General features: G+C 65.9%; 23 protein-coding genes. 9 read left to right on the top strand and 14 right to left on the bottom strand.

What is annotated here, in order from left to right; all coding sequences use genetic code 11:
- Window positions 1–6: 6 nt before the first annotated feature.
- The gene (locus ACZ5C2_RS26710) at window positions 7–735 is read right to left on the bottom strand and encodes a hypothetical protein (protein ID WP_468795906.1); all 729 of its coding nucleotides are present in this window, start codon (window positions 733–735) and stop codon (window positions 7–9) included.
- Window positions 736–1237: 502 nt separating this feature from the next.
- On the opposite strand from ACZ5C2_RS26710, the gene ACZ5C2_RS26705 reads away from it, so the two are divergent.
- The 3 genes from ACZ5C2_RS26705 to ACZ5C2_RS26695 all read left to right on the top strand — a co-directional run bounded on the left by ACZ5C2_RS26705 (window position 1238) and on the right by ACZ5C2_RS26695 (window position 2880).
- Entirely contained in the window at window positions 1238–1966 is a 729-nt protein-coding gene (locus tag ACZ5C2_RS26705; RefSeq protein WP_468795903.1) for a hypothetical protein, read from the top strand.
- A gap of 227 nt (window positions 1967–2193) precedes the next feature.
- A complete protein-coding gene (locus ACZ5C2_RS26700; protein WP_468795900.1) occupies window positions 2194–2538 on the top strand; it encodes a type II toxin-antitoxin system RelE/ParE family toxin in 345 nt (114 codons plus the stop codon).
- 33 nt (window positions 2539–2571) lie between these two features.
- Window positions 2572–2880, top strand: coding sequence for a helix-turn-helix domain-containing protein (locus ACZ5C2_RS26695; protein WP_468795897.1), 309 nt, complete (start codon window positions 2572–2574; stop codon window positions 2878–2880).
- A gap of 38 nt (window positions 2881–2918) precedes the next feature.
- Here the strand turns inward: ACZ5C2_RS26695 and ACZ5C2_RS26690 are convergent, their stop codons facing one another.
- On the bottom strand, window positions 2919–3434 hold the full coding sequence (locus ACZ5C2_RS26690) for a hypothetical protein (RefSeq protein WP_365896992.1): 516 nt from the start codon (window positions 3432–3434) through the stop codon (window positions 2919–2921).
- Window positions 3435–3573: 139 nt separating this feature from the next.
- On the opposite strand from ACZ5C2_RS26690, the gene ACZ5C2_RS26685 reads away from it, so the two are divergent.
- Window positions 3574–4245, top strand: coding sequence for a hypothetical protein (locus ACZ5C2_RS26685; protein ID WP_468795894.1), 672 nt, complete (start codon window positions 3574–3576; stop codon window positions 4243–4245).
- Window positions 4246–4313: 68 nt separating this feature from the next.
- On the opposite strand, the gene ACZ5C2_RS26680 is transcribed toward ACZ5C2_RS26685, so the two are convergent.
- Window positions 4314–4958: a hypothetical protein gene (locus ACZ5C2_RS26680; RefSeq protein ID WP_365896990.1), complete on the bottom strand. Its 645-nt coding sequence runs from the start codon at window positions 4956–4958 to the stop codon at window positions 4314–4316.
- A 102-nt stretch (window positions 4959–5060) separates the two neighbouring features.
- Window positions 5061–5600, bottom strand: a complete 540-nt coding sequence (locus ACZ5C2_RS26675; protein WP_468795891.1) for a Uma2 family endonuclease — start codon at window positions 5598–5600, stop codon at window positions 5061–5063.
- A 612-nt stretch (window positions 5601–6212) separates the two neighbouring features.
- On the opposite strand from ACZ5C2_RS26675, the gene ACZ5C2_RS26670 reads away from it, so the two are divergent.
- The 3 genes from ACZ5C2_RS26670 (at window position 6213) to ACZ5C2_RS26660 (ending at window position 8912) form a co-directional block, all read left to right on the top strand.
- Window positions 6213–6884: a hypothetical protein gene (locus ACZ5C2_RS26670; protein WP_365896988.1), complete on the top strand. Its 672-nt coding sequence runs from the start codon at window positions 6213–6215 to the stop codon at window positions 6882–6884.
- A 337-nt stretch (window positions 6885–7221) separates the two neighbouring features.
- Window positions 7222–7881 carry a hypothetical protein gene (locus tag ACZ5C2_RS26665; RefSeq protein ID WP_365896987.1) on the top strand — a complete coding sequence of 220 codons (660 nt, stop codon included), beginning with the start codon at window positions 7222–7224 and terminating at the stop codon, window positions 7879–7881.
- On the top strand, window positions 7869–8912 hold the full coding sequence (locus ACZ5C2_RS26660; RefSeq protein ID WP_468795886.1) for a hypothetical protein: 1044 nt from the start codon (window positions 7869–7871) through the stop codon (window positions 8910–8912). Before ACZ5C2_RS26665 ends, ACZ5C2_RS26660 begins: the two co-directional genes overlap by 13 nt.
- 48 nt (window positions 8913–8960) lie before the next feature.
- On the opposite strand, the gene ACZ5C2_RS26655 is transcribed toward ACZ5C2_RS26660, so the two are convergent.
- The 5 genes from ACZ5C2_RS26655 to ACZ5C2_RS26635 are packed head-to-tail and all read right to left on the bottom strand — an operon-like array spanning window position 8961 to window position 12407.
- Window positions 8961–9515, bottom strand: coding sequence for a hypothetical protein (locus ACZ5C2_RS26655; protein WP_365899399.1), 555 nt, complete (start codon window positions 9513–9515; stop codon window positions 8961–8963).
- Complete coding sequence (locus ACZ5C2_RS26650; protein ID WP_468795883.1) at window positions 9512–10210, bottom strand: hypothetical protein; 699 nt, start codon at window positions 10208–10210, stop codon at window positions 9512–9514. The genes ACZ5C2_RS26655 and ACZ5C2_RS26650 overlap by 4 nt, the downstream gene beginning before the upstream one ends.
- Complete coding sequence (locus tag ACZ5C2_RS26645) at window positions 10207–10779, bottom strand: hypothetical protein (protein ID WP_365899401.1); 573 nt, start codon at window positions 10777–10779, stop codon at window positions 10207–10209. The genes ACZ5C2_RS26650 and ACZ5C2_RS26645 overlap by 4 nt, the downstream gene beginning before the upstream one ends.
- Window positions 10780–10791: 12 nt before the next feature.
- Entirely contained in the window at window positions 10792–12099 is a 1308-nt protein-coding gene (locus ACZ5C2_RS26640; RefSeq protein ID WP_468795880.1) for a putative T7SS-secreted protein, read from the bottom strand.
- Complete coding sequence (locus ACZ5C2_RS26635) at window positions 12096–12407, bottom strand: WXG100 family type VII secretion target (RefSeq protein WP_468795877.1); 312 nt, start codon at window positions 12405–12407, stop codon at window positions 12096–12098. The genes ACZ5C2_RS26640 and ACZ5C2_RS26635 overlap by 4 nt, the downstream gene beginning before the upstream one ends.
- A gap of 150 nt (window positions 12408–12557) precedes the next feature.
- On the opposite strand from ACZ5C2_RS26635, the gene ACZ5C2_RS26630 reads away from it, so the two are divergent.
- Both ACZ5C2_RS26630 and ACZ5C2_RS26625 read left to right on the top strand, forming a co-directional pair.
- Entirely contained in the window at window positions 12558–13241 is a 684-nt protein-coding gene (locus ACZ5C2_RS26630) for a hypothetical protein (protein ID WP_468795874.1), read from the top strand.
- A 318-nt stretch (window positions 13242–13559) separates the two neighbouring features.
- The gene (locus tag ACZ5C2_RS26625; RefSeq protein ID WP_468795871.1) at window positions 13560–14375 is read left to right on the top strand and encodes a hypothetical protein; all 816 of its coding nucleotides are present in this window, start codon (window positions 13560–13562) and stop codon (window positions 14373–14375) included.
- Window positions 14376–14526: 151 nt separating this feature from the next.
- Here the strand turns inward: ACZ5C2_RS26625 and ACZ5C2_RS26620 are convergent, their stop codons facing one another.
- The 5 genes from ACZ5C2_RS26620 to ACZ5C2_RS26600 form a co-directional block, all read right to left on the bottom strand.
- Window positions 14527–15108 (bottom strand): DUF3592 domain-containing protein, encoded by a 582-nt coding sequence (locus ACZ5C2_RS26620; RefSeq protein ID WP_365899406.1) that lies wholly within the window; start codon window positions 15106–15108, stop codon window positions 14527–14529.
- A 342-nt stretch (window positions 15109–15450) separates the two neighbouring features.
- Window positions 15451–16323: a hypothetical protein gene (locus ACZ5C2_RS26615; RefSeq protein WP_386502408.1), complete on the bottom strand. Its 873-nt coding sequence runs from the start codon at window positions 16321–16323 to the stop codon at window positions 15451–15453.
- Window positions 16324–16340: 17 nt separating this feature from the next.
- Window positions 16341–17048, bottom strand: coding sequence for a hypothetical protein (locus ACZ5C2_RS26610; RefSeq protein ID WP_468795867.1), 708 nt, complete (start codon window positions 17046–17048; stop codon window positions 16341–16343).
- On the bottom strand, window positions 17048–18364 hold the full coding sequence (locus ACZ5C2_RS26605; RefSeq protein ID WP_386615899.1) for a putative T7SS-secreted protein: 1317 nt from the start codon (window positions 18362–18364) through the stop codon (window positions 17048–17050). The genes ACZ5C2_RS26610 and ACZ5C2_RS26605 overlap by 1 nt, the downstream gene beginning before the upstream one ends.
- Window positions 18361–18666, bottom strand: a complete 306-nt coding sequence (locus ACZ5C2_RS26600) for a hypothetical protein (protein ID WP_365899410.1) — start codon at window positions 18664–18666, stop codon at window positions 18361–18363. Before ACZ5C2_RS26600 ends, ACZ5C2_RS26605 begins: the two co-directional genes overlap by 4 nt.
- Window positions 18667–18830: the final 164 nt, after the last annotated feature.

Raw genomic sequence — 18830 nt, 5'->3', positions numbered from 1 at the left:
CGCCTTCTAGTTGCCAGGAACGAGGACGAGAGCCACCTCGCCGTTGGAGGCGGCCTGGGTGAGCGCCGCGGCGTCGGCGCTGTCGACGAGCAGCGTCACCGGCTTGTTGGTGCTGCTGATGAGCTCGTCGCTCTTCGTCTCCTGGGCGAAGTCCACGCGTGCCTGCTCCACGATCACGGAGTTGCCTCCTCCGGTGGAGCCGGAGGAACCGCTGTCGGCCTCGTCGGAGTCGGACCGGGAGGTGCCACCGACACGGTAGGCGGCGACGGTGTTCCCCGACTTCAGCCCGGTCGGGTACTGACCCTCCTTGAGGGAGAGCCCGACGAGTGCCTTGCCCGCGGGGACCTTGGCCTCCTCACCGAACATCTCGCCGACGGCGACGACGCCGCCCGGGATCGTGCTGACGGCCTTGAGCTTCTTCAGGGTGGCGAGCTGCGACCACTCGATGTAGTGGATGCCCGGGTCCTCGGCGACCATGACCGACGTGGTGTTGGCATTGGTGACCGCCTGCCCGGCGGGGATCTCCTCGGTGATCTTCACGACCTCGATCCGCTCCCCGGCCTGCAGCACGAGCATCGTGGCACCGAGCGCACCGACCAGGATCAGCAGCACCGCGAGCGCGGCCAGCGCCGGTTTGCGCTCACGAGGAGGGGTCGGAAGCCGGTCACCGACCGCCGGCCCGGCCGGAGCCGCGGAACGGCCGGCGCCCGCCCCCGTACGTTCTTGGATCTTCACGCCACAGCTCCCCGTACACCCAAGGCGATGTCTGCCAAGTTCTCTGAAGTTCCGGACACTTCACCCACGTTCGCTCGCGCACGGACATGCGCGACGGGCCGGACCTACTCGCCCAACCTGGGCGAATAACCAACGCTGAGGGTGACTGTCAAGCCATCGCACCGTATCAGCCGCACATAAGCCCCTCAAGGCGGAGCCCACCTCACGCACCCCACCGCGCCCACCGTTACTCATCTGCAATTTCACTGTTGAACAACCCAGTTGGGACTCCAGAACTCCCTGTGCGTGAGCGAACCGCCGACTCACGCCGCCCACCACGGAGGACATACGGTTCGTCACGCACCGCACACGAGCCCTGCACCATCCACTCACGAGGACATCGGGCGACCATGCCATGATCTTCGCCCGGACGGGTGATGGGACGTACGGGATGTACGGGATGTACGGGACGCACGGGACACCACTCACCCAAGCCACTCGAACGCCTTGAGGAGCAGTCCACTTGAACCGCACAACATCGGCCACCATTTCAGCCCTGTCGCTGCTCGCCGCGCTGTCACTCACCGCGTGCGGCGGGGAGGAGGAGTCGGACAGGACGACGGGCGAACCCCGCCCCTCCACCTCCCAGTCGAAGCAGCCCACTCCCGCCGAACAGCTGGCCGGGCTCATGGTCTCGCCCGCCGACGTGAAGGGGTTCTCGGTGCAGAAGCACAGCGACGAGTTCGCCCTCGCCAAGTCACCGGAGGAGGTCACGCTCGACAAGCCGGCCTGCGCGCCCCTGGCGTACGCGATCAACCAACTCCCGCTCGGCGAACCTCAGGCCGACCTCACGCGCGTGATGGCGGACGAGGCGAAGGGCGTGAACAGCGCACACACCTACATCACGCTCACCGCCTACGCGTCCGGCGGGGCCGAGCCCGTCATGGCCGACGTGAAGAAGGCCGTGGCAGCCTGCGAAGACGGCTTCACGGCCAAGGGAAGCGGTGGTACCAGCACGTACGACTCCGTCGCTCCGGAGGACGTCACCCCGGCGGGTGACGAGACCCTCGGCTTCAAGGCCACGCTGACCTTCCGCGGCGCCCCTCACACCATGCACACCCAGGTCGTCCGCGAAGGCGAGGTCGTAGGCGTCTACTTCTCGGTCAACGGCGCCGCCATCGCCAACGCCAGGCCGAGCGACGCGAAGCTCACCCCGGCGGTGGTGACGGCGCAGAACGGGAAGCTGGGCTGACACACCGCACATCGCACGGGTGCTCCCTCACCGATGGGGCTTCGGACGACCTGCTGTCATCTCTGCCGACGGACTTACGCGGCTCGTGGCGGCCGCATGGAAGGCGGGACAGTCGGCTGAGCCCTGATCGGGTGATTGCCGGGACAATCCGGCCCGAGAACCGGCAGCCGCCCGATTGTGTGGACGCTGTACGCGTCCACGAACCCACGCCCACGAACGGAACGGCCATGTCGGAACCACCGGCCCCGGACCTCTACACCATCGAAGTGGAGCCGGAGGTGCGCGCCTGGCTGGAAAACCTCTCCCATGCGGACTACCGAGCCGTCGAACGCTTCGCGGACCGGCTCGCCACCGACGGCCCCGCGTTGCCCTTCCCGCTCGCCAGCCACCTCGGCGACGGCCTACGAGAGCTGCGCATCGGACCGGTGCGCGTCACCTACTGGTTCGCTCGGGGACGCCGCGCGGTCCTCCTCACGGTCTTCCGCAAAACCAGGATGCGGGAGCGGGACGAAGTCGTGCGTGCGCAGCGAGCGAGGAAGGGAATGCGAGGCGGAACACGCACCGGCCGGTGAGCACGACGTTTACCGTAGGGACGAGGAGGCCCGATGAGCAGCGGATACCACACCAGCTGGAAGGTCCCGCCGGAACACCGCGAGGACCCCGCGTACCGTGCCGCGGGCCGCCGCATGGACTTCGCCCAAGCGGTCTACGACCGGCGCTCGGCCCTCGGCTGGACAACAGCGGAGCTGGCCCGACGCGCGGCGCTCTCCGAAAAGGACATCGAAAGCATCGAGGAAAGCAGCGTCGACCCCACACTCGAACTGATCGAGCGCCTGGTCGCAGCGCTCGAGGCCGGAGCCCGTATCGACCCGCGCACCAGCCCCGAATTCCGCTTCGAGGACCACGCGGCCTGACCTCGGAGAAGCCGCGGAAACCGCCCGTGCCTCCTGCCTCACCTCCCGATCGGCCCCCAGTCCCGCCGGGGTCGTGGCGGCTCGACGGGTTGGGCCGGCACGACCGGGTCGCGGCTCGATCGCTTGGAGAACCACTCCCCCACCTCCAGGACCATCACCGCGAGGGAAGGACCGCCGAGCACCAGACCGAACCCCAGGCCGAACCACCCACTGCCGTCCCCGCGACTCAGTGCCCCCACTCCGGAGACAACGAGGACGACACCGCCGATCACCGGGGGAAACAGCCAGTGCCAGGCGTCCGGCTCGGCCACCGCCTCCTCACGCCGCCCCTGACAGAAGGCCGACCACCAGAACCGGGCGCTCCACCACACGAGCAGGTACGCGGAGACGGCTCCGGCAACGAACCCCAGCCGGGCCGGCCACCCGACCCGGCTCGTGACCGCCGCGGCGGTGAGTCCGACGGCCATGAGGACCCAGAAGAGGAAGAGCATGACGCCGACGGCCAACCGGTGCCCACGGCTGCCCTGAAGAGCACGGTGCGAGATGAAGACCACGCCCGCAGCGTAAACGGAGCGGCTCTCCGCCGTACGCCCTCTTGGCGGCCTAAACATCGGATAGTTCGCGTTGGTGAAGCCAATATCCCCACTGATACCGTCAGTTCACTTGAAACTTTCATGTTACGGAGAGCCCACAGTGAAGCGCCGCACTTCGCCCGTTGCTGTCACGTTCGCCGCCGCAACAGCCCTGCTCCTGACGGCTTGCGGCAGCGGGAACGACAAAGCCGCCGACAACGACAAGATGCCCGGCGCCGGCCAGGGAGCGGAGACACCGAAGGAGTCAGGGGAGCCCTCGGGAACACCCGCAACGGACACGCCGGACGGCGTGGACGTGTCCTTGCCCGCGGACATGAACCTGCTCTTCGACTGGAAGAAGCCGAAGGACAAGAACGAGGCGGCCGCCATGGACGACGCGGCGAACTTCTTCCGGGCCATCTACCGAGGCGTCGACAAACGTACGGCCAAGGACGCGTCCGTCGCCGCGTATGCCACCGGTGACGGACTGCAGTACGCGGAAACGCAGATCAACGCCTGGATCGACGGCGGCTGGACCGCCACCGGCACACTGCGCCACTACGACGTCACCACTCGGTCCGCCGCGAACGGCAAGTCGGTGGAAGTGGCGTTCTGCGCGGACGCCGGAAAGTTCTACGGCAAGGAGATCAAGACCGACAAGGTCCTCAAGACCGAGCCCAGCATCGCGGACTACGACCACTACAAGATCATCATGATCAAGTACCCCACTGGCACCGGCTTGTGGCAGGCGTCCAAGGTATTCGTCGAGACGAAGGCGGCGAAGTGCCGGTAATCGGACCGCAGTGTAAGTTCTCCGGAATCGAACGCCGTCGCTCCTCTTTCTCTCCGTCCGCCGCTCGGTCACTGCCCGGCGTACTCACGACCCCATCTGCTCTGCCGCACGCCACCCCAGGTGCCCATCACGACGGCGATCACGAAGAGGGACCCGAGAAAACCTCCGTAAGAGCTGCTGTCCGGGTCCTCGGTCGGACTGGCGACACCTTCGGGGTCGTACAGCACGCGTAGCCTGTCGCCCTTCGACACCCAGTTCTCACAGCCATCGCCCTCCGAGAGCGAGAGCGGGATCTCACGCCCGTCGACCATACGCAGGTCGCAACGGTTGGTCCCGGTGTCATCCATGCGTACGACCACGGCGTCGGTCGACACGCCCCGGTCCGCCAGCGCGACCTCGTTACCGGCAGCACTGCCGAATATTCCCATGGCAATCCCGGCCACCAGCGGAAAGAACAGCTGCCACGCCACCTTCCGCTGCTTGCGCGGCACCCGCCGCAGCATGAGCAACGGCACCAGCAGCGAGGTCAGCGGAAGCACCAGGAACGCGAGGACCAGCCCCGCTCCCCGCAACGGACTCGGCAACGGCACGACCGGCCCGGCCCAGGACAGCCCGAGCGAACCACCGGCACACACCAGACTGAACAACGACCAACGGATCGCATCCGCCCGCCACCGGACGCCCGTACCGGCCCCGGATGTGCCCTCTGCCACGTGGAACTCCCCCCTCAGTCACACTTCTCATGTCCGAGGGATCACCCTAACGAGCGCGACATCGCCGCAACTGCCCGCAGCAACCCAGGCACCAGTCCGAGGTCACGCTCCCCCGGCATCGCGCGTCGGGAAGGTCCCCGTGTCGATCTCGACCCGCTCCCCAGTGGCGAGCGTGAAGCTGACCGGCTCGCCGTACGGGGTCTCTACGACCCGCCCGTATCCCGAGGCGTGCGGCTGCGACATCAAGGTGACCATCGTCTTGAAAGGGTCGGCGATCATGTAGAAGTCGATCCCGAAGCGACCGTACTTCCGGACGTTCCGCACGTAGTCCTTCTCGTCCTCCGGTTCCGACGGGACCTCGACCACCGCCAGCACGTCGAGGCACGAGTAGCTGTTCTTCCGGCGCTCGGCATCGAAGCCGACGACCGCCAGATCCGGCGCGGCGTCGTTCTCCCCGGGGAACGGGATGAGCACGTCACCGAAGACGCGCTCCCGCGCGATGCCGGAGTCTTTGACCGCGTCCTTGACGTCGGAAACGGTCCAGTTTCGCTCCGGGCTCTGTGGCGTCATGATCACCCTGCTGTCGAACACCTCGACCTTGTACCCCTCGGGTACGGCACCCCGCTCGACCAGTTCGCTCATCACCGACACGGCAGCTCACCTCCTACCGGCATTGTGGCTGGCCGGGGCGAGGCGGGCGCGGCTTCGGACCGGCTGCTCCTGCTCGGCGACTGAGGAGTCACCGGGGCAAGGTCACCCTCACCCGGCAACCGAACATCGGGCCGCAGCTCTCCTTTGGAGCCCCGTTCGGTTGCTCCACGAGGTCCATGCCGCCACGAGCCCGGCTTTAACGCGTACACATGTCCGGAGTGCACCCGCGCTACCCGCCGATGACGCACGTGCTCGAGGTCCTGGGCTCCACCCGCCGCCGCTTGCGCCTCACGCTCCGCGTCTACAAGGAGGGAGCCGTGACCGATGGCAAACGCAAGGCCGAGATACAAGCCGACAAGTCCTCCGAACCGCTCCTCTGTTCGCCAGCACACCCGCCGTGCGCCTGTCCGAGATGCGAGCCCGCGCCACAACGAGCGGAAGCGTGCACAGGAACAGCTGTGGCCCGGACACAGCGCATCACAACGGGGACGTTGAACAATCGAAATGCCCTGGCACTCTGAACAGTTCGCGCTGGCGAAACCAGCAACCTCACGGCTAGCGTCTGTGCTCTTGACTGAACCTTCGTCTCAAGGAGAGTCCGCTGTGAAGCGCCGCACTTTGCCCATTGCCGCCGCGTTCGCCGCTGCCGCGGTCTTGATGCTGACGGCCTGCGGAAGCGGGGACGACAAGTCCGGCGACAGCGACAAGCCCGCCAACGCCAACCAGGGCGCGGAGAAGCCGAGCAAACCGGCGGAACCTTCGAGAGCACCGGCAGAGAACAAGCCGGACGGCGTGGACGTGTCCCTGCCCGCGGACATGAACCTCGTCTTCAACTGGGACAAGCCGAAGGACAAGAACGAGGCGGCGGCGATGGAGGATGCGGCGAACTACGTCCGCGCCATTTACCACGGCGTCGACAAGCGCATGTCCAAGGTCGCGGCTGTGAACGCCTATTCCACGGGCGGAGGGCTGAGCTACGCGCAGACGCAGATCGACGCCAGGCTCGACGGCGGTTGGACCGCCACTGGCACTCGGCGTCATTACCAGGCCAACACCCGGTCCGCCGCGAACGGCACCTCAGTGGAGGTTGCGTTCTGCGTGGACTCCAGCAAGTTCTACGGCAAGGAGATCAAGACCGGGAAGGTCCTGAAGAGCGAGCCCAGCATCGCGGACTACGACCACTTCAAGATCATAATGATGAAGGATCCCACAGGTGACGGGCTGTGGCAGGCATCCAAGGTATACGTCGAAGCGAAAGCGACGAAGTGCCGATGAAGGGGCCATTTCGCGTCGAAAGCCGGAAGCGAAATGGGTACAGGCGCCACCCCACTGGTCAAGCCCCTCGTCATCGGGATGAGCCGCGCAGGCCGGCGCCGCAGCACTGGGACGGGTGGCCTGCGGCAGCAGCGGAGACCCCCTGAGGATCCCCCTCGGCGCCCTGACGCGCCGGAAGCACCCCGCACACAGGTCCTCTCCGGTCTGCGCACCTACATTCACAAGTGCGTGCACTCTGAGACCGGGGCGGGCTGGTGAGCCTCGTGGTGCCCTCGATAGCGTCTGTGCGTTACCTGAACCTTTGTCTCACGGGGAGCCCTTCTTGAAGCGTCGCACCTTGCCCCTTGCAACCGCGCTCGCCGCGACCGCAGTCCTCCTGTTGACGGCCTGTGGCAGCGGGAGCGACAAGTCCAGCGACGACGACCGGATCGCCGGAGCCGACACCGGCAACGCCAGTCCCTCGACATCGCCCAGTACGTCCGAGAACATCCCGGACATCAAGCGTCCGAAGATGGCCTTTCCTTCGGACTTCACGATGGAGTTCGACCGCGCCGTGCCTTCCGACGCCAAGCAGGCAGCGGCACTCACCGACGCGGAGAACTTCGTGCGTGCCATCAACTACGGCATCGTTCAACAAGACGCGGAGGACGCGGGGTACAAGTTCTACTCCACACCCGGCGGCAGCGCCCAGGCGTATGCGAAGAAGCAGATTCAGCAGTACGTCGACGGCGGCTGGACCATCACCGGAGTCCAGCGCTACACGCGGGCCAAGGTCGAGATGGCGAGCGACGGCAGCCGCGCCTCGGTCTCCTTCTGTGACGACGACTCGAAGTTCTACGGCAAAGAGGTCAAGACCAAGAAGGTCCTCAAGACCGAGCCGAGCGACAAGGACTACTACTTCTTCGAAATCGTCATGACGGCGTCCCAGGAGGCAAAAGGCCTGTGGATCGCTGACACCATCGAGGTCCAGAAGGAGGCCACGCAGTGCAAGGCGTAACCCACCGCAGCCTGTGCACAATCGGCCTCGCAGCCACTCTGCTCCTGGCACCCGCGCACAGTGCGTTCGCCGGCGGCCCCGTCGACAAGGGCACGGAAACCGATGCCGGTCTCAAGGGCGACGACCTCTACGCCAGGGCCACGGCGATCTCCTACGACACCTCGAAGAACGGTTCCGGCCCCGCCGCCGGATCCGTGACTGTCGCCGGAGGTTCCTGGAAGCCCCCGGCATGCTGGCTGGCGCCCAAGTGGACTGCGAAGCAGTTCGCCAAGGAGACCGAGGCCGGCTACAAGGAGATTTCCGGTGACCCAAACCAGGCCCCTCACGCGAGGAAGGCCACGCACGAGTTCCGCCAGATGTACAAGGACGGCAAGTACAAGAACTACAACCTCGACAAGCAGGACGAGGGAATGTGGTGGGGACCTGTCGAGAATCCGAACGCCCCCATCCTCGAGCGCACCGCCTGCAACGGGACGCTTCCCTTCTGGGCCGAGAACGGCGAGACGCCGGACGTCGAGAACGTCATCACCCCCGAGATCCTCGCCGGCCTGGCTTATGAGCAGATCAAGGTTCCCGGAACCAAGGTGACACTCGCCCCCGAGGGTACGACCAAGGTCAATCTCCCCACGTGGGCCTGGCTGGACAAGGGCGAGTTCGAGCCCGTGTCCGTCACCGCGTCACTCGACGCACCCGGTCACAACATCCAGGCCACGACCACAGCCAGGCCGATCGCACTAAAACTGCTGCCCGGCACCGAGGATGCCGAGACCCATCCCGCGTCCGGCGAGTGCACCGTCAACGAGGACGGCTCCATCGGCGAGCCCTACGCAAAGGGCGCGGCCGATCGGACACCTCCCTGCGGCATCACCTATTTCCGCTCCTCCGGAGACGAGACTTTTAAACTTCAGGCGGCAGTGACCTGGGAGATCACATGGACCGGCACGGGCGGCGCAGGCGGCGATCTGCCCGACGGGACCTTCGGCAACGACCAGGACGTCACCGTCCAGGAGATCCAAGCCATCAACCGCTGACGATCCATTGAGCGCGTCGCTCTAGAGCCACCCCGCAGCTACCGCGGTTCACACCCACCGCAGGGAATGGGCGATGGCGTCGCACAGGTTCCCCATGGGCCCTTCGGTGCCGCTCAGCGGCACCGAGAAGGCCAAGTGGAAGTAGCCCACGTCACCCGGCATCCGAACGTGGTAGTCCAAGGTGGTCTTCCCGCGCGCGTAGACCGTCCGACCGGCCGGCAGATCGATGAGGACCACATCGGTCTGAGGGTCCGCGCGGCAGGTCAGCGCCTCGGCAAACTCTTCCGGCGCCGGTGTCATGCCTCGCGGGGTTGGTGGCCATGAGATCAGCAAGGAAGCGGGTACTACCGGTCCCTCGAACGACTCCGCTCGGAGGAAGAACTCCAACGCACCACAGGTCAACCCGTTCTCTGCGGTATTACGCAAGGTGGCCCAGACTCCCCGGGCCACCTCAGCAGAGGAGCCGCTGCCCGCGAACTCCTTGTCCACGAAGGTCTTCAGCTGCCCGCGCCAGCGTTCCTGGGTGAGGTCGACGCGGAACCAGTCGCGGGGGACCAGCAGACGGTAGTCCGAGGGTGGATCTCCGAATACGGGTCCGCTCATTCCCCCACCAAAGAGGTGATGAGCGCCGTTCCGTCGGCGCGGAACAGACGGATACTGCTGACGACGTTGCCGAATATCGTCGAGAACATGTCCCAACCGGGAGTGGTGGGCGTAGACATCTCCATCACCAGGGTGCTTCCGTTGGGAAGGGGAACGTAGACGCGTATGAACGGCGTCAGAAAGGTGAAGCCGTCACCGGTTTCCGTGAGTTCACCGAGCACCTTGACTTCCCGGGTACCGACGTACGAGACGGCCCAGCCGCATGGGAGCTCGATCCGGGAGACCTCACCCTCCCCAAGCCGACGCAGCTCCGCAGCGATCACCTTGGCCGTTCCCCGAAGGGTGTCGCTTTCCGGGCTGTCGATCAGAGAGGCGAAGACCGTCGCGGTGCACACTGTGTCATCGACCGCAGTGACGCAAATACCGGCGTACTCGGCCCCTGCTGCCAGCAACTCGTCGACTCCGAGTGCACACGTGACCGCGAGTGCCGTCTGCGCTTCCTCACCGGCGCCCGGGAGCGCCTTCTCCACGAGCTCGCCCAGTCGGCGTACGGCATCCTCATCATCGGCCGCGTCGATCGGAATGTCGTGGAAGTTCTCCGGCATGACCCAGCGCACCTGAATGTCATCGGCACGCAGGACTGCGGGAGCCGCACCGGTGGGAATCAGCGATGACACCTCGGAGTGAGCTGTCACGAGGACGCCTCCTGCTCGGGAATGGGGCGGTCAGGAGCCTCGGGAAAGAACTTCCGAGACGTTGCATACATGCCGTAGTAGGGGTATAGGCGCGGGATATCGGCGCCGCCCTTACGGGCAATGCCGACGATCTTTCGATAGAGGCGAGCCCTACAGCGTGTGTTCCGTATCACCGGGTCGAGCAGACTGGGACGCCGGGCCAGATAGGCGCCGACGACCACGGCGCAGAGGATCAGCGCGTCGACGGCGAGGAAGACCATCTGGAACTGACGCGATCTCTCAGACGCCACCAGGTCCCAGAATGGCCAGGCGCCACCCCCGAAAACAAGCAACGGTACAACGAATAGACAACCCAGAATACTGCCCTTCTCCGTGTCCTCGCGACGCTGGAACAGCATCCAGTGCACGGCCTTGTCGTCGAGGAAATCGAAGCGAACCTCCCGGCCGTACTTCTCGGCCGCCTCCTTCGCCTCAGGCACGGCGGCGATGGCAGCGGACGGGACCATGTCGTGGGCCGTTCCCTGATCATCGACAAACTTGCCAAATTTCAGCGCGTGGTAGTCACCCATGAATCAATCTCCTTACGCGGCAGGGGCCAAGGCGGAGTGGAACGCTGTTGACGACGGGCTGGGAGCTGGCTGGGGCGACGGCGTGGGCGCCGTCGGTCTCCCTGATGGGCCGGGGGCCACGCCCGGCGTCGGTGTGGGACGCGGAACTACCGTCGGCGTGCTGCTCTCCGCCGGCGAGTCATCGATGCCATCCATCCGGTTCTTCACCCTCAGCAAACCCTGCACGCCGGCGTTGGCCAGGGAAGCGCCCTTGATGTACCGCGTGACCAACTCCGGGTCGAAGCCGTTCGCCGGTAGTTTCACTCGCGTGATGCCCTTGCTGGTCAGGTACTTAGACGCCCAGACAACACCCTTGTTGAAGTTCTTCACGGCGAAGCCGTTGGTGAAGCCGGCCCAGACAGCTTCTCGCGCCGCGAGCAGGCGCGCGCCCTTGGCCGCCGCCGTGAGTCCCTTCAAGGCACCGAGGCCGGGAATGATGCCCAGGATGTCAAGGCCGATCTTCAGCAGGTCGAGCTTCCCACCCCTCGCGAACGCGTCGTACAGACGGCCGGTCAGAGCGGTGGCGCTCGCCGCGGCCGCCAGGCCTACGAGGATCGCCGCGACGACGCCGCCGGAGAGGACCACCGCCGCGACCAGAGCCGCGACCGCCAGCACTGTGGCAGCGGTCGACAGCCAGTCCGCGTGATCCGCGATCCAGTTCAGGATCCCACCCGGGTCCCGAACCGCGTCATGGTGCACGACGTTCTTGATGTGACGGGCGGCCTTGTCTCCCGCATCGTCATAAATGTCCCTGGCGTCCTTCACTGCTTTGCGTGCGCCACCGATGCGGTGCAAGGCCTCGTCGCGCTTCTTGACCCAGCGCTCGTAATCACCTTTCTCTGCGGCTGGGATATCGTGCACCATGGGGTACTTGTCCGTGAATTTCTTCACCTCACCGTCCGCGAGATCATGGTCAGCCTTGGCCTCACGATAATCAGCAAGCGCCTTGTCCGCCTTGCGCTGCGCGCGGCGCATTTCACTGGCGAACTGGCCCGAACCCCCTTCTCGCACTTCCTCCCCAATGGCCTTGGCCGCCTCGTCATAACGCTTGAAGGACTTTTTCAACCTATCCGCCGTACCATCGGCGATTTCATGGAACCCTTTTCCGGCCTCACTGTCCCAGCCGTCCACCGAGGCCAGCGCCGCAATAACCCGGGACTGTTCATCGATCGTGTCGGCCATCTTGCGCAATTTACGCCCGAGTTCGGCCACTTCCTCCGGGTCGCCCGGCGTCGGGTCGTCGTGCCAGAGAGGCGGCCAGTCGGCGTCTGTCCTGCTCACTTCTTCCCCTTGCTCTGCGCCTTGGCATCCCGGATGGCCTTGGCCAACTCCTGGTCGATCTCGTCGTACGCCTTGGCGGCGGTCTTCGTGAACTCCGCCAGCTGCTCAAGCTCCTTCATCAGTTTCTTCCGGGTCTTCTTCCAGGTGTCTCCGAAATCGGAGAAGGCATCCTTGAGGCCGCCATGGCCCACGGCCTGGCCGTACTCGTCCGCAGGATTGCCGTTCCGTTCGAACTCGCCATGGATTTTGGTGAGGTCGCGTGAGCATTGCTTGATGGCGGCAAGATCCGCCTTAATGTGGTCCCCCATGACTAACCCCTCGTGTCGAATCTGTGAATATTCTCAGAAAAACCTGAAGAGCGCAGGCACGATTGCGGTCTCCCTCACCCCTCGTGGTTCGCCCTACGAGATACTCTCGACCCACCGAATCTGTTCCGCGTCGGCGAGGAGAGTCTTGACGTGACACGTAGGGGCAAGCAGCGCGTGGCAACCGGCCGCCTTGGCGTCCACGCCGAAGCAGGCGACTGGTGCTGGATCGGCAAGATCCCGCGGCCCCCGGCAGACGTGCTCCAGACCGCGGGGAACCCCCGTATCCGCCCTGCTGGACTGCCCCTCCTGGGAATGATCGGCGCGATACTTGGTGCACCGTTCGTACCCCTCATCATGCTGCTGAGTCTTCTGTCAGATGCGGAAGAAGCTATCAAGCGATCCCTCGGCACGAAGGACGAGAAGGAACGGTGGCATGCCAAGAAGGAGGAGGACAAGCGCCGGGACGCCGCCATCGGTCAGCAGGGCCTCGACAAGGTCTTCGACGGGAACTGGCATGGCGCGGCCGGGCAGTTCCTGCTGCGTTGGTACGGCCACTCCACCCACCACCAGCGACTACTGCTAGCGACCCCGGAGGGGATCGTCCTCGCGGCTCCGCCGCGGCGCGTCAGCGTGGGACGGGAGAAGCACATACAGGTCGTCGCCCGTCTGTCCGCCGACGAAGCCACTCTGGCCGACCCCTTCTCCGGTGAGTTCGAGACTCGGATGCTACTGATCCGCTTCCACGACGGCTCCTGGCTGCGCATCGACACGGAGGAGCTTCGCAGCGAGCTGCACATGTATGTGCTCCGGCAGCCCCGCTCCGACGGGTCATGAAGCCGCTTCGCGGCGTTCGAGCCCTGCCAGGCCATCCAGCCGACGACCCTAGGAACTCCCCGAGTTCCCCGAGGGCGAAGGCCGACGCGCCGAGTGCATCTCCCGGGTGGCGTCCGCAACACCCGACCTCTGAGGACGGAGCTCTCCCTCGGAATATCCGGCCACCGCCACCACTTCGCCGACGTCGAAGCGGTCGCCCCGGGCGACGCTGGTGCACCTCGGCGACAAGAAGATGGCCAGCATGGCGATTTCCGCTGGAGTTATGTCCGAAGGCTCCCTGACGGAGTCTTCTGGGCTCGCTGTCCATACGCTCTTGAAATGATCTGGGCGAGGAGATCGGTGGGCAGGCTGGTGACTTGGTACGGCAGGCACGGCATCGCGAGCTGCACGCTGGCGCTGCTCGCGCTGGCCGGATGCGGATCGAGGTCCGACGAGGGCAGCGAGGAACCGACGGTGGCTCCCGCACCCACGGAGGCAGTGGTGGAAGACAAGGGCCCGGTGTGTGCGGGCGAGGCGCCGCAGGGCGGGGTGCACGTCCTACGTGGCGGCGGCTTCCAGTTACCGGGTGGCGCAGGCGTGCAGTACGCCGAGGCCCGGGCCTACGGCACGACCCGCGAGGCGACCCTCCGTGAAGGCGTCCGGTACCACTCCGGACAACGCCAGTGGAAGCTGGGGCCCGGGGCCCAGGTCACCGTCTCCGGTCACACCTACACCGTCCGGCAGATCTGCTCCTACCGCGTCGTCCTCGAACCGAGGACTGCCGAGGACAGAACCGCGCTCGCGGCGCCGCCCAAGTCGATGGAATCGGCGGGAAGCCCGGCGGACGCTTCCCTGTGCTTCACCACGAACCAGGACGTCCTTGCCGCCGCCGCGGCCGGTTTCCCGGCAGAGGGCAAGGTCCTGGCCCTCGTTGCCAACGGCGGAGTGCAGCGCTTCCCCACGGGCCTGTCTCTGACCGTCTCTTACGTCGACACCGGCACCGGCACGGCCGGCATCGCGGCAAACTGCGCGGCGGTCCAGGTTGCCGCATATGAGAACGTGCACGTCGGCGATCCGGTGGAGTTCGCGGGTGTCCTGTTCAAGGTGTCTGCCCTGACGGAGGAGTCGGTACGGCTCACCCGCACGAGCTCGTAGTGCTCGGGCCCGTCGGCACCGGCATCGGCATCGGCAGAGGACCCGACGTCAGGCGCTGTTGTGGTACGACCAGGCCTCCTCCGCAGCCACCTCCTCAGGCACAGGACTCGCCACGCATCCCCCATTCACTTCTTCGGTCGGCATACCAAAGTCAACATGTCACATCCTGCTCCCTCTTCTTGAGAAGAATACGTCGTCGTATCGTGACAAGAATTCCGCCGACCATAAGGACGAGGAACACCAAAAGCGCAACCAACATCGGCAGGGTGATACTCGGCGGGCTATTCACCCAATCCGTCGTGAGTACTCGCGCCGGATCTCGCGGATCGTACGTCACAGATATCGTGCCACCGGACTCCAGTCCCTCAGGGCGCATACCGCCCCAGTCATTGAGCTGGGTCTCCAGCTCGCCCTCCGGCCCATGGAACTTCACCTTTACATTTCCCGGGTTACCGTACTTGTCTTTCGGCGATTCTGTGACCTCAGCCCAGGCAGAGACTCCCCGGGAACGCAAGTCGCTCACCAGCGCATCCGAAGGGAGCAAAAAGAAGAGAAACATTCCGCCAGACATCAGGGACAGCGCGAAGAGCCCCAGGATAACTCGTCGCTGAGGTACGGGAGGCTGCCTCATTTGAACACGATGCCTGCGCAACTCCATTTCCATCGCAATCCGCTCGGCAGACTTGGGCGGCGGCGTCCAGCCTGCCCGCGGCCGTCTTTTCTTTTTCCCCATGACATTCGCTCTCTGAATGTGTCCAAGCCCTAGCCAGCGACTTTTGCCCGGCTGCCCCGGACGGGATCGTCCTCACGGCTCCGCCACAGCGCGTCAGCACGGGACGGGAGAAACACCTGCAGGTCGTCGCCCGCCTGTCCGCCGACGAGGCGACCCTGGTCGATCCTCTCTCCGGCGAGTTCGAGACTCGGGTGCTGTTGATCCGTTTCCGTGACGGTTCCTGGCTGCGCGTCGACACGGAGGAGCTCCGCAGCGAGCTGCACATGTACGTCCTCCGGCAGCCCCTCCCCGACGGGCCATGAGGCCGCTTCTTCCGTACTGCGGTGGGCATCCTGCCGCGGCTCAGTCGTTCGGGACCTCCTCGATCACCTTCTCGGCGAAGCGCCACGCGCCCCGATTGCCCATCGCCTCCGCGCGCAGTCCCGTCTCCCAGGCGATCCGGGCGGCACGGTGGTGCGAGATGTCGGGATACTCCCCAGGGCTGATCTTGATGTAGCCGCGACGGTCGCGGGGATGCGTGCGCAAGGCCTCGCGCAGCTTCGCCTCCTGCGCCTCGTGCGTGGCGTCGCCGGCCTCCGGACGCTTCCGGGCTTCCCGCCGCTTCGCGGCGTCCGAGCCCCGCCAGGTCATCCAGCCGACGGCCCCGAGCGCCCCGAGGGCGAAGGCCCCCGCGCCGAGCGCGTCTCCCATGGCGTCCGCATCGCCCGGCGTCCGAGGCCGGAGCTCTCCCTCGGGATCCTCGACCACCGTCACCACGTCGCCGACGTCGAAGCGGTCGGAGGCGTCCCTCAGGGCGGGGCCCGGCACCTTGCTGCCGTCCTGCCGTTCCAGCGCGTAGTTGTAGAACCTGGCCTTGCGTCCCTGGGCAGGGTCGCGCCACTCCTCGACGACCGTCGCCGTGACCGTCTCACCTCGCTGTTGCAACGTGAGATTGTCGCGCGCCATGTCACCGACGTAGACGGACATCAAGGACGTGGCCACGATGAACAACATCGCATATCCGCTGGACGCCCTGGCCCCCAGGTTCCGGAGGAACAGGACGAGAAGCACGGCATGCGCGATCCACAGCGGTACGAGGAGGAGAAGGCCGGCGTCATCGGCCAGGAAGTACAACCCCGTGATCACGGCCAGCACATAACAGCTGATGCCGAGCGCCCACACGAAGGGGTGTTTCGTCCGCCTTCGCCTCTCCTCGTCCTCCACGCCACGACTCATGCCGACTTCTCCGTTCGTCACGCGACCGAGGAGGACGATGGGGTGCCCTCCCTCTGCGGTTCCTCGGCCGAGATGGATTTCACTATGCCGCTGAACACCTCAAGTTGCTCTGACCAGTGTTCGATGTCCTCGGTCATGAACACGAACAGAGCCGACCCGGGGCCGGTCTTCAGGGGCAGACAGAGCTGCACCTGCCGTACCGTCGCGGGAGTCGGCTCCTCGAGACCGAAGAGCGCTCCCGGAAGACGTAGGTCCTGATCGCGTATGCAGAGGGCCGCCATGCCGTACGGCAGCATGATCAGTCCGGCCTCCGCGTCGGGATAAAGACTCCGCCACTGAACGGCCGTGCGCTTCGCCGTTCCCTCTCTGTCCTGGTGCTGCGGCCCGACGTCCGGTCGTTCGACGAGAACGCACAAGGTGCCCTGGGTCAGCTCTCCGTCGGGCATGCGCAGCAGACAGCTCGACACGTGTTCGGCCCCCGCGTCGATCATCGTCCGGAGTATGTACTCGCCCGAGACGACGAGGCTGAACTTCTGCTCGGGGGTGGCCCCGGCGAAGACCGGGTCGATCGTGTCGGCCATCCTCAGCACGCGCGTCTCGGAATCCTCCTCGAGATCGAACTGGGTGAATCCAGGAGGGAGTCGAAACCACAGGTCGGGAATTTCGTCGAGGGACACCGTCGTATCGGCAGGACCAGTGGTGGCCGGTCCGTCGTTCGTACCCATCAGTCCGTCAACTCCCACGCGCCCAGGCCGACGACACTGCCGACAGCGACGAGCCCGCCGAACTTGCCGCCTCCGGTGCCCGTCGCGATGTTGCCCACGCCGGTTCCCCAGGTGGCCGCGTCGTACCGGCCCGTACTCGTCTCATAGGCGTTGATCGCGGTCGGTGCCGTCCATGCCAGCGTGGCGGCTGCCTGAACGCCCTCCGTGACAGTCAGAGCGGCGCCACGCGAGACGCCGAGCCTGCTCGCGGCGGCCATGATCGGCTTGTCGATCACCGCGGCAACGGGATCGGCCGCTTTCATGGCGTTCTTCGCCGTCGTGCCGGCCGTCTTGATGCCGACCGTCGCTCCCTTTGCAAGGCCACCGGCGCCTCGTCCCGCCTTGAGACCGGCCATGATCCCCGCCTTGGCCGCCCCGACGCCGGGCACCATGCCCAGGGCGTCTCCTCCCAGGGTGAGCCAGTTGCCGATGCGCGGGCCGGTCGGCGGCCAGAGCCCTTCGACCCCGTAGGACGCCGCGTGTGCCATGAACGCGACGGCGCTGAGGCCGATCGCGAGCGGAGCCAGGACCGGGCAGAAGATGGCGACGACCCCGATGACGGACGCGGCGACCGTGATCCAGTCCGCGTGGGCCTTGATCCAGTCCCCGATGTCGGAGAGGAGTTCGCCCACCTGACCCGGCAGGTCCGCCAGGGCCTTGCCCAGGTCGGAGATGGCGTCCCCGAGTCTGTCCCACATGCCGGGCTCGTTCGGAGCGATGTTCATGGCCTTCTTCAGCCGCTCCGCGATCTCCTTGCCGTATGTCTGATAGGCGCCGGCCATGCGACGTCCGTCCCGGCGGAGTTCCTCCAGTTCGAGTTCCTTCGCGTTCACCGCCCGGTTGGCGTCCTTGAGCTTGCCCTTGTGGTCCTCGGAGTCCTTGGTGTCGTCATCCGCCCTCTTCAGCGCGTCGGCCTTCTCGTGAGCCTTTCCCAGTTGCTCGTCGAGCGCGGCGGCCCGGGCCTCCAGCTTCAGGGCCGCGGACTGCTTGCGTTCCATGTACGCCGCCCAGTCCTCAAGAGCCGTGGCCGCGTCACCGAACGAGTCGCGGGCGTCGTCCATGCGGGGACGGAACTCGTCGTCGAACTTCTCCCGGAAGGCCTCGGCCGCCTTGCCCTCCCAGTCGCCGACACCGGTGCCGTGCAACACCTGGCATATCTCGGAGAGCGCCTTCGCTGTCCGACGCACAGTCCTGGCCACGTCGTCAGCAACCGTGTGATCACCAGGGCAGGGAACGAAGCCCAGGGCGGGGTAGTTCTCCGGCTTCGCCGCAGTCATGCCTTCTTTCCGTTTCCCTTGCCCTTGCTCACCTCGGCGAGTTCGTGGTCGAGGCCCTCGAACGCCTCCTTGACCTTCAGCAGCGCCTTGGACGCCTGCTCCGAGAATTTGGTCAGCTGCTTGATCCCGTACGACCACTCGTCGCCGAAATCGTCCATCCGCTCGGCCAGCTCGGGAACGCCCATGGCATCCCCCGTGACGTTCTCCATGTCCCGGCCCGGCTTCTTCATCAGGTGGGCTATGTGGTCCAGGTTGTGCCGTACTCGGTTCAGCGTTGCGTAGTCCGCCGACAAATCACTCATGTACCCCCCGTTTCACCAGAGCTCGCCCCGGGCGGACGAAGGGGGGGGGGGGGGGGGGAACACCCCCCCCCCCCCCCCCTTCCCCGCGGGGAGGAGGTACCTCTGCGCGCCCTTTGTCCGGTCTTTGTCGATCTGCCTTGACCTTTTTGGGGTCATCGTCAGAT

It is taken from the genome of Streptomyces sp. NPDC031365 (assembly GCF_055569765.1).
Note: the sequence above shows the minus strand (reverse complement) of the source record. Positions and strands in the feature narration are given on the sequence as shown.

Excerpts from the sequence above, each read along its gene's own strand:
- ACZ5C2_RS26605 (WP_386615899.1), bottom strand. The coding sequence starts at position 18,364 with ATGACTGCGGCGAAGCCGGAGAACTACCCCGCCCTGGGCTTCGTTCCC.
- ACZ5C2_RS26645 (WP_365899401.1), bottom strand. The coding sequence starts at position 10,779 with ATGGGTGACTACCACGCGCTGAAATTTGGCAAGTTTGTCGATGATCAG.
- ACZ5C2_RS26695 (WP_468795897.1), top strand. The coding sequence starts at position 2,572 with ATGAGCAGCGGATACCACACCAGCTGGAAGGTCCCGCCGGAACACCGC.
- ACZ5C2_RS26615 (WP_386502408.1), bottom strand. The coding sequence starts at position 16,323 with ATGAGTCGTGGCGTGGAGGACGAGGAGAGGCGAAGGCGGACGAAACAC.
- ACZ5C2_RS26675 (WP_468795891.1), bottom strand. The coding sequence starts at position 5,600 with ATGAGCGAACTGGTCGAGCGGGGTGCCGTACCCGAGGGGTACAAGGTC.
- ACZ5C2_RS26610 (WP_468795867.1), bottom strand. The coding sequence starts at position 17,048 with ATGGGTACGAACGACGGACCGGCCACCACTGGTCCTGCCGATACGACG.
- ACZ5C2_RS26600 (WP_365899410.1), bottom strand. The coding sequence starts at position 18,666 with ATGAGTGATTTGTCGGCGGACTACGCAACGCTGAACCGAGTACGGCAC.
- ACZ5C2_RS26620 (WP_365899406.1), bottom strand. The coding sequence starts at position 15,108 with ATGGGGAAAAAGAAAAGACGGCCGCGGGCAGGCTGGACGCCGCCGCCC.
- ACZ5C2_RS26700 (WP_468795900.1), top strand. The coding sequence starts at position 2,194 with ATGTCGGAACCACCGGCCCCGGACCTCTACACCATCGAAGTGGAGCCG.
- ACZ5C2_RS26655 (WP_365899399.1), bottom strand. The coding sequence starts at position 9,515 with ATGAGCGGACCCGTATTCGGAGATCCACCCTCGGACTACCGTCTGCTG.
- ACZ5C2_RS26625 (WP_468795871.1), top strand. The coding sequence starts at position 13,560 with ATGATCTGGGCGAGGAGATCGGTGGGCAGGCTGGTGACTTGGTACGGC.
- ACZ5C2_RS26635 (WP_468795877.1), bottom strand. The coding sequence starts at position 12,407 with ATGGGGGACCACATTAAGGCGGATCTTGCCGCCATCAAGCAATGCTCA.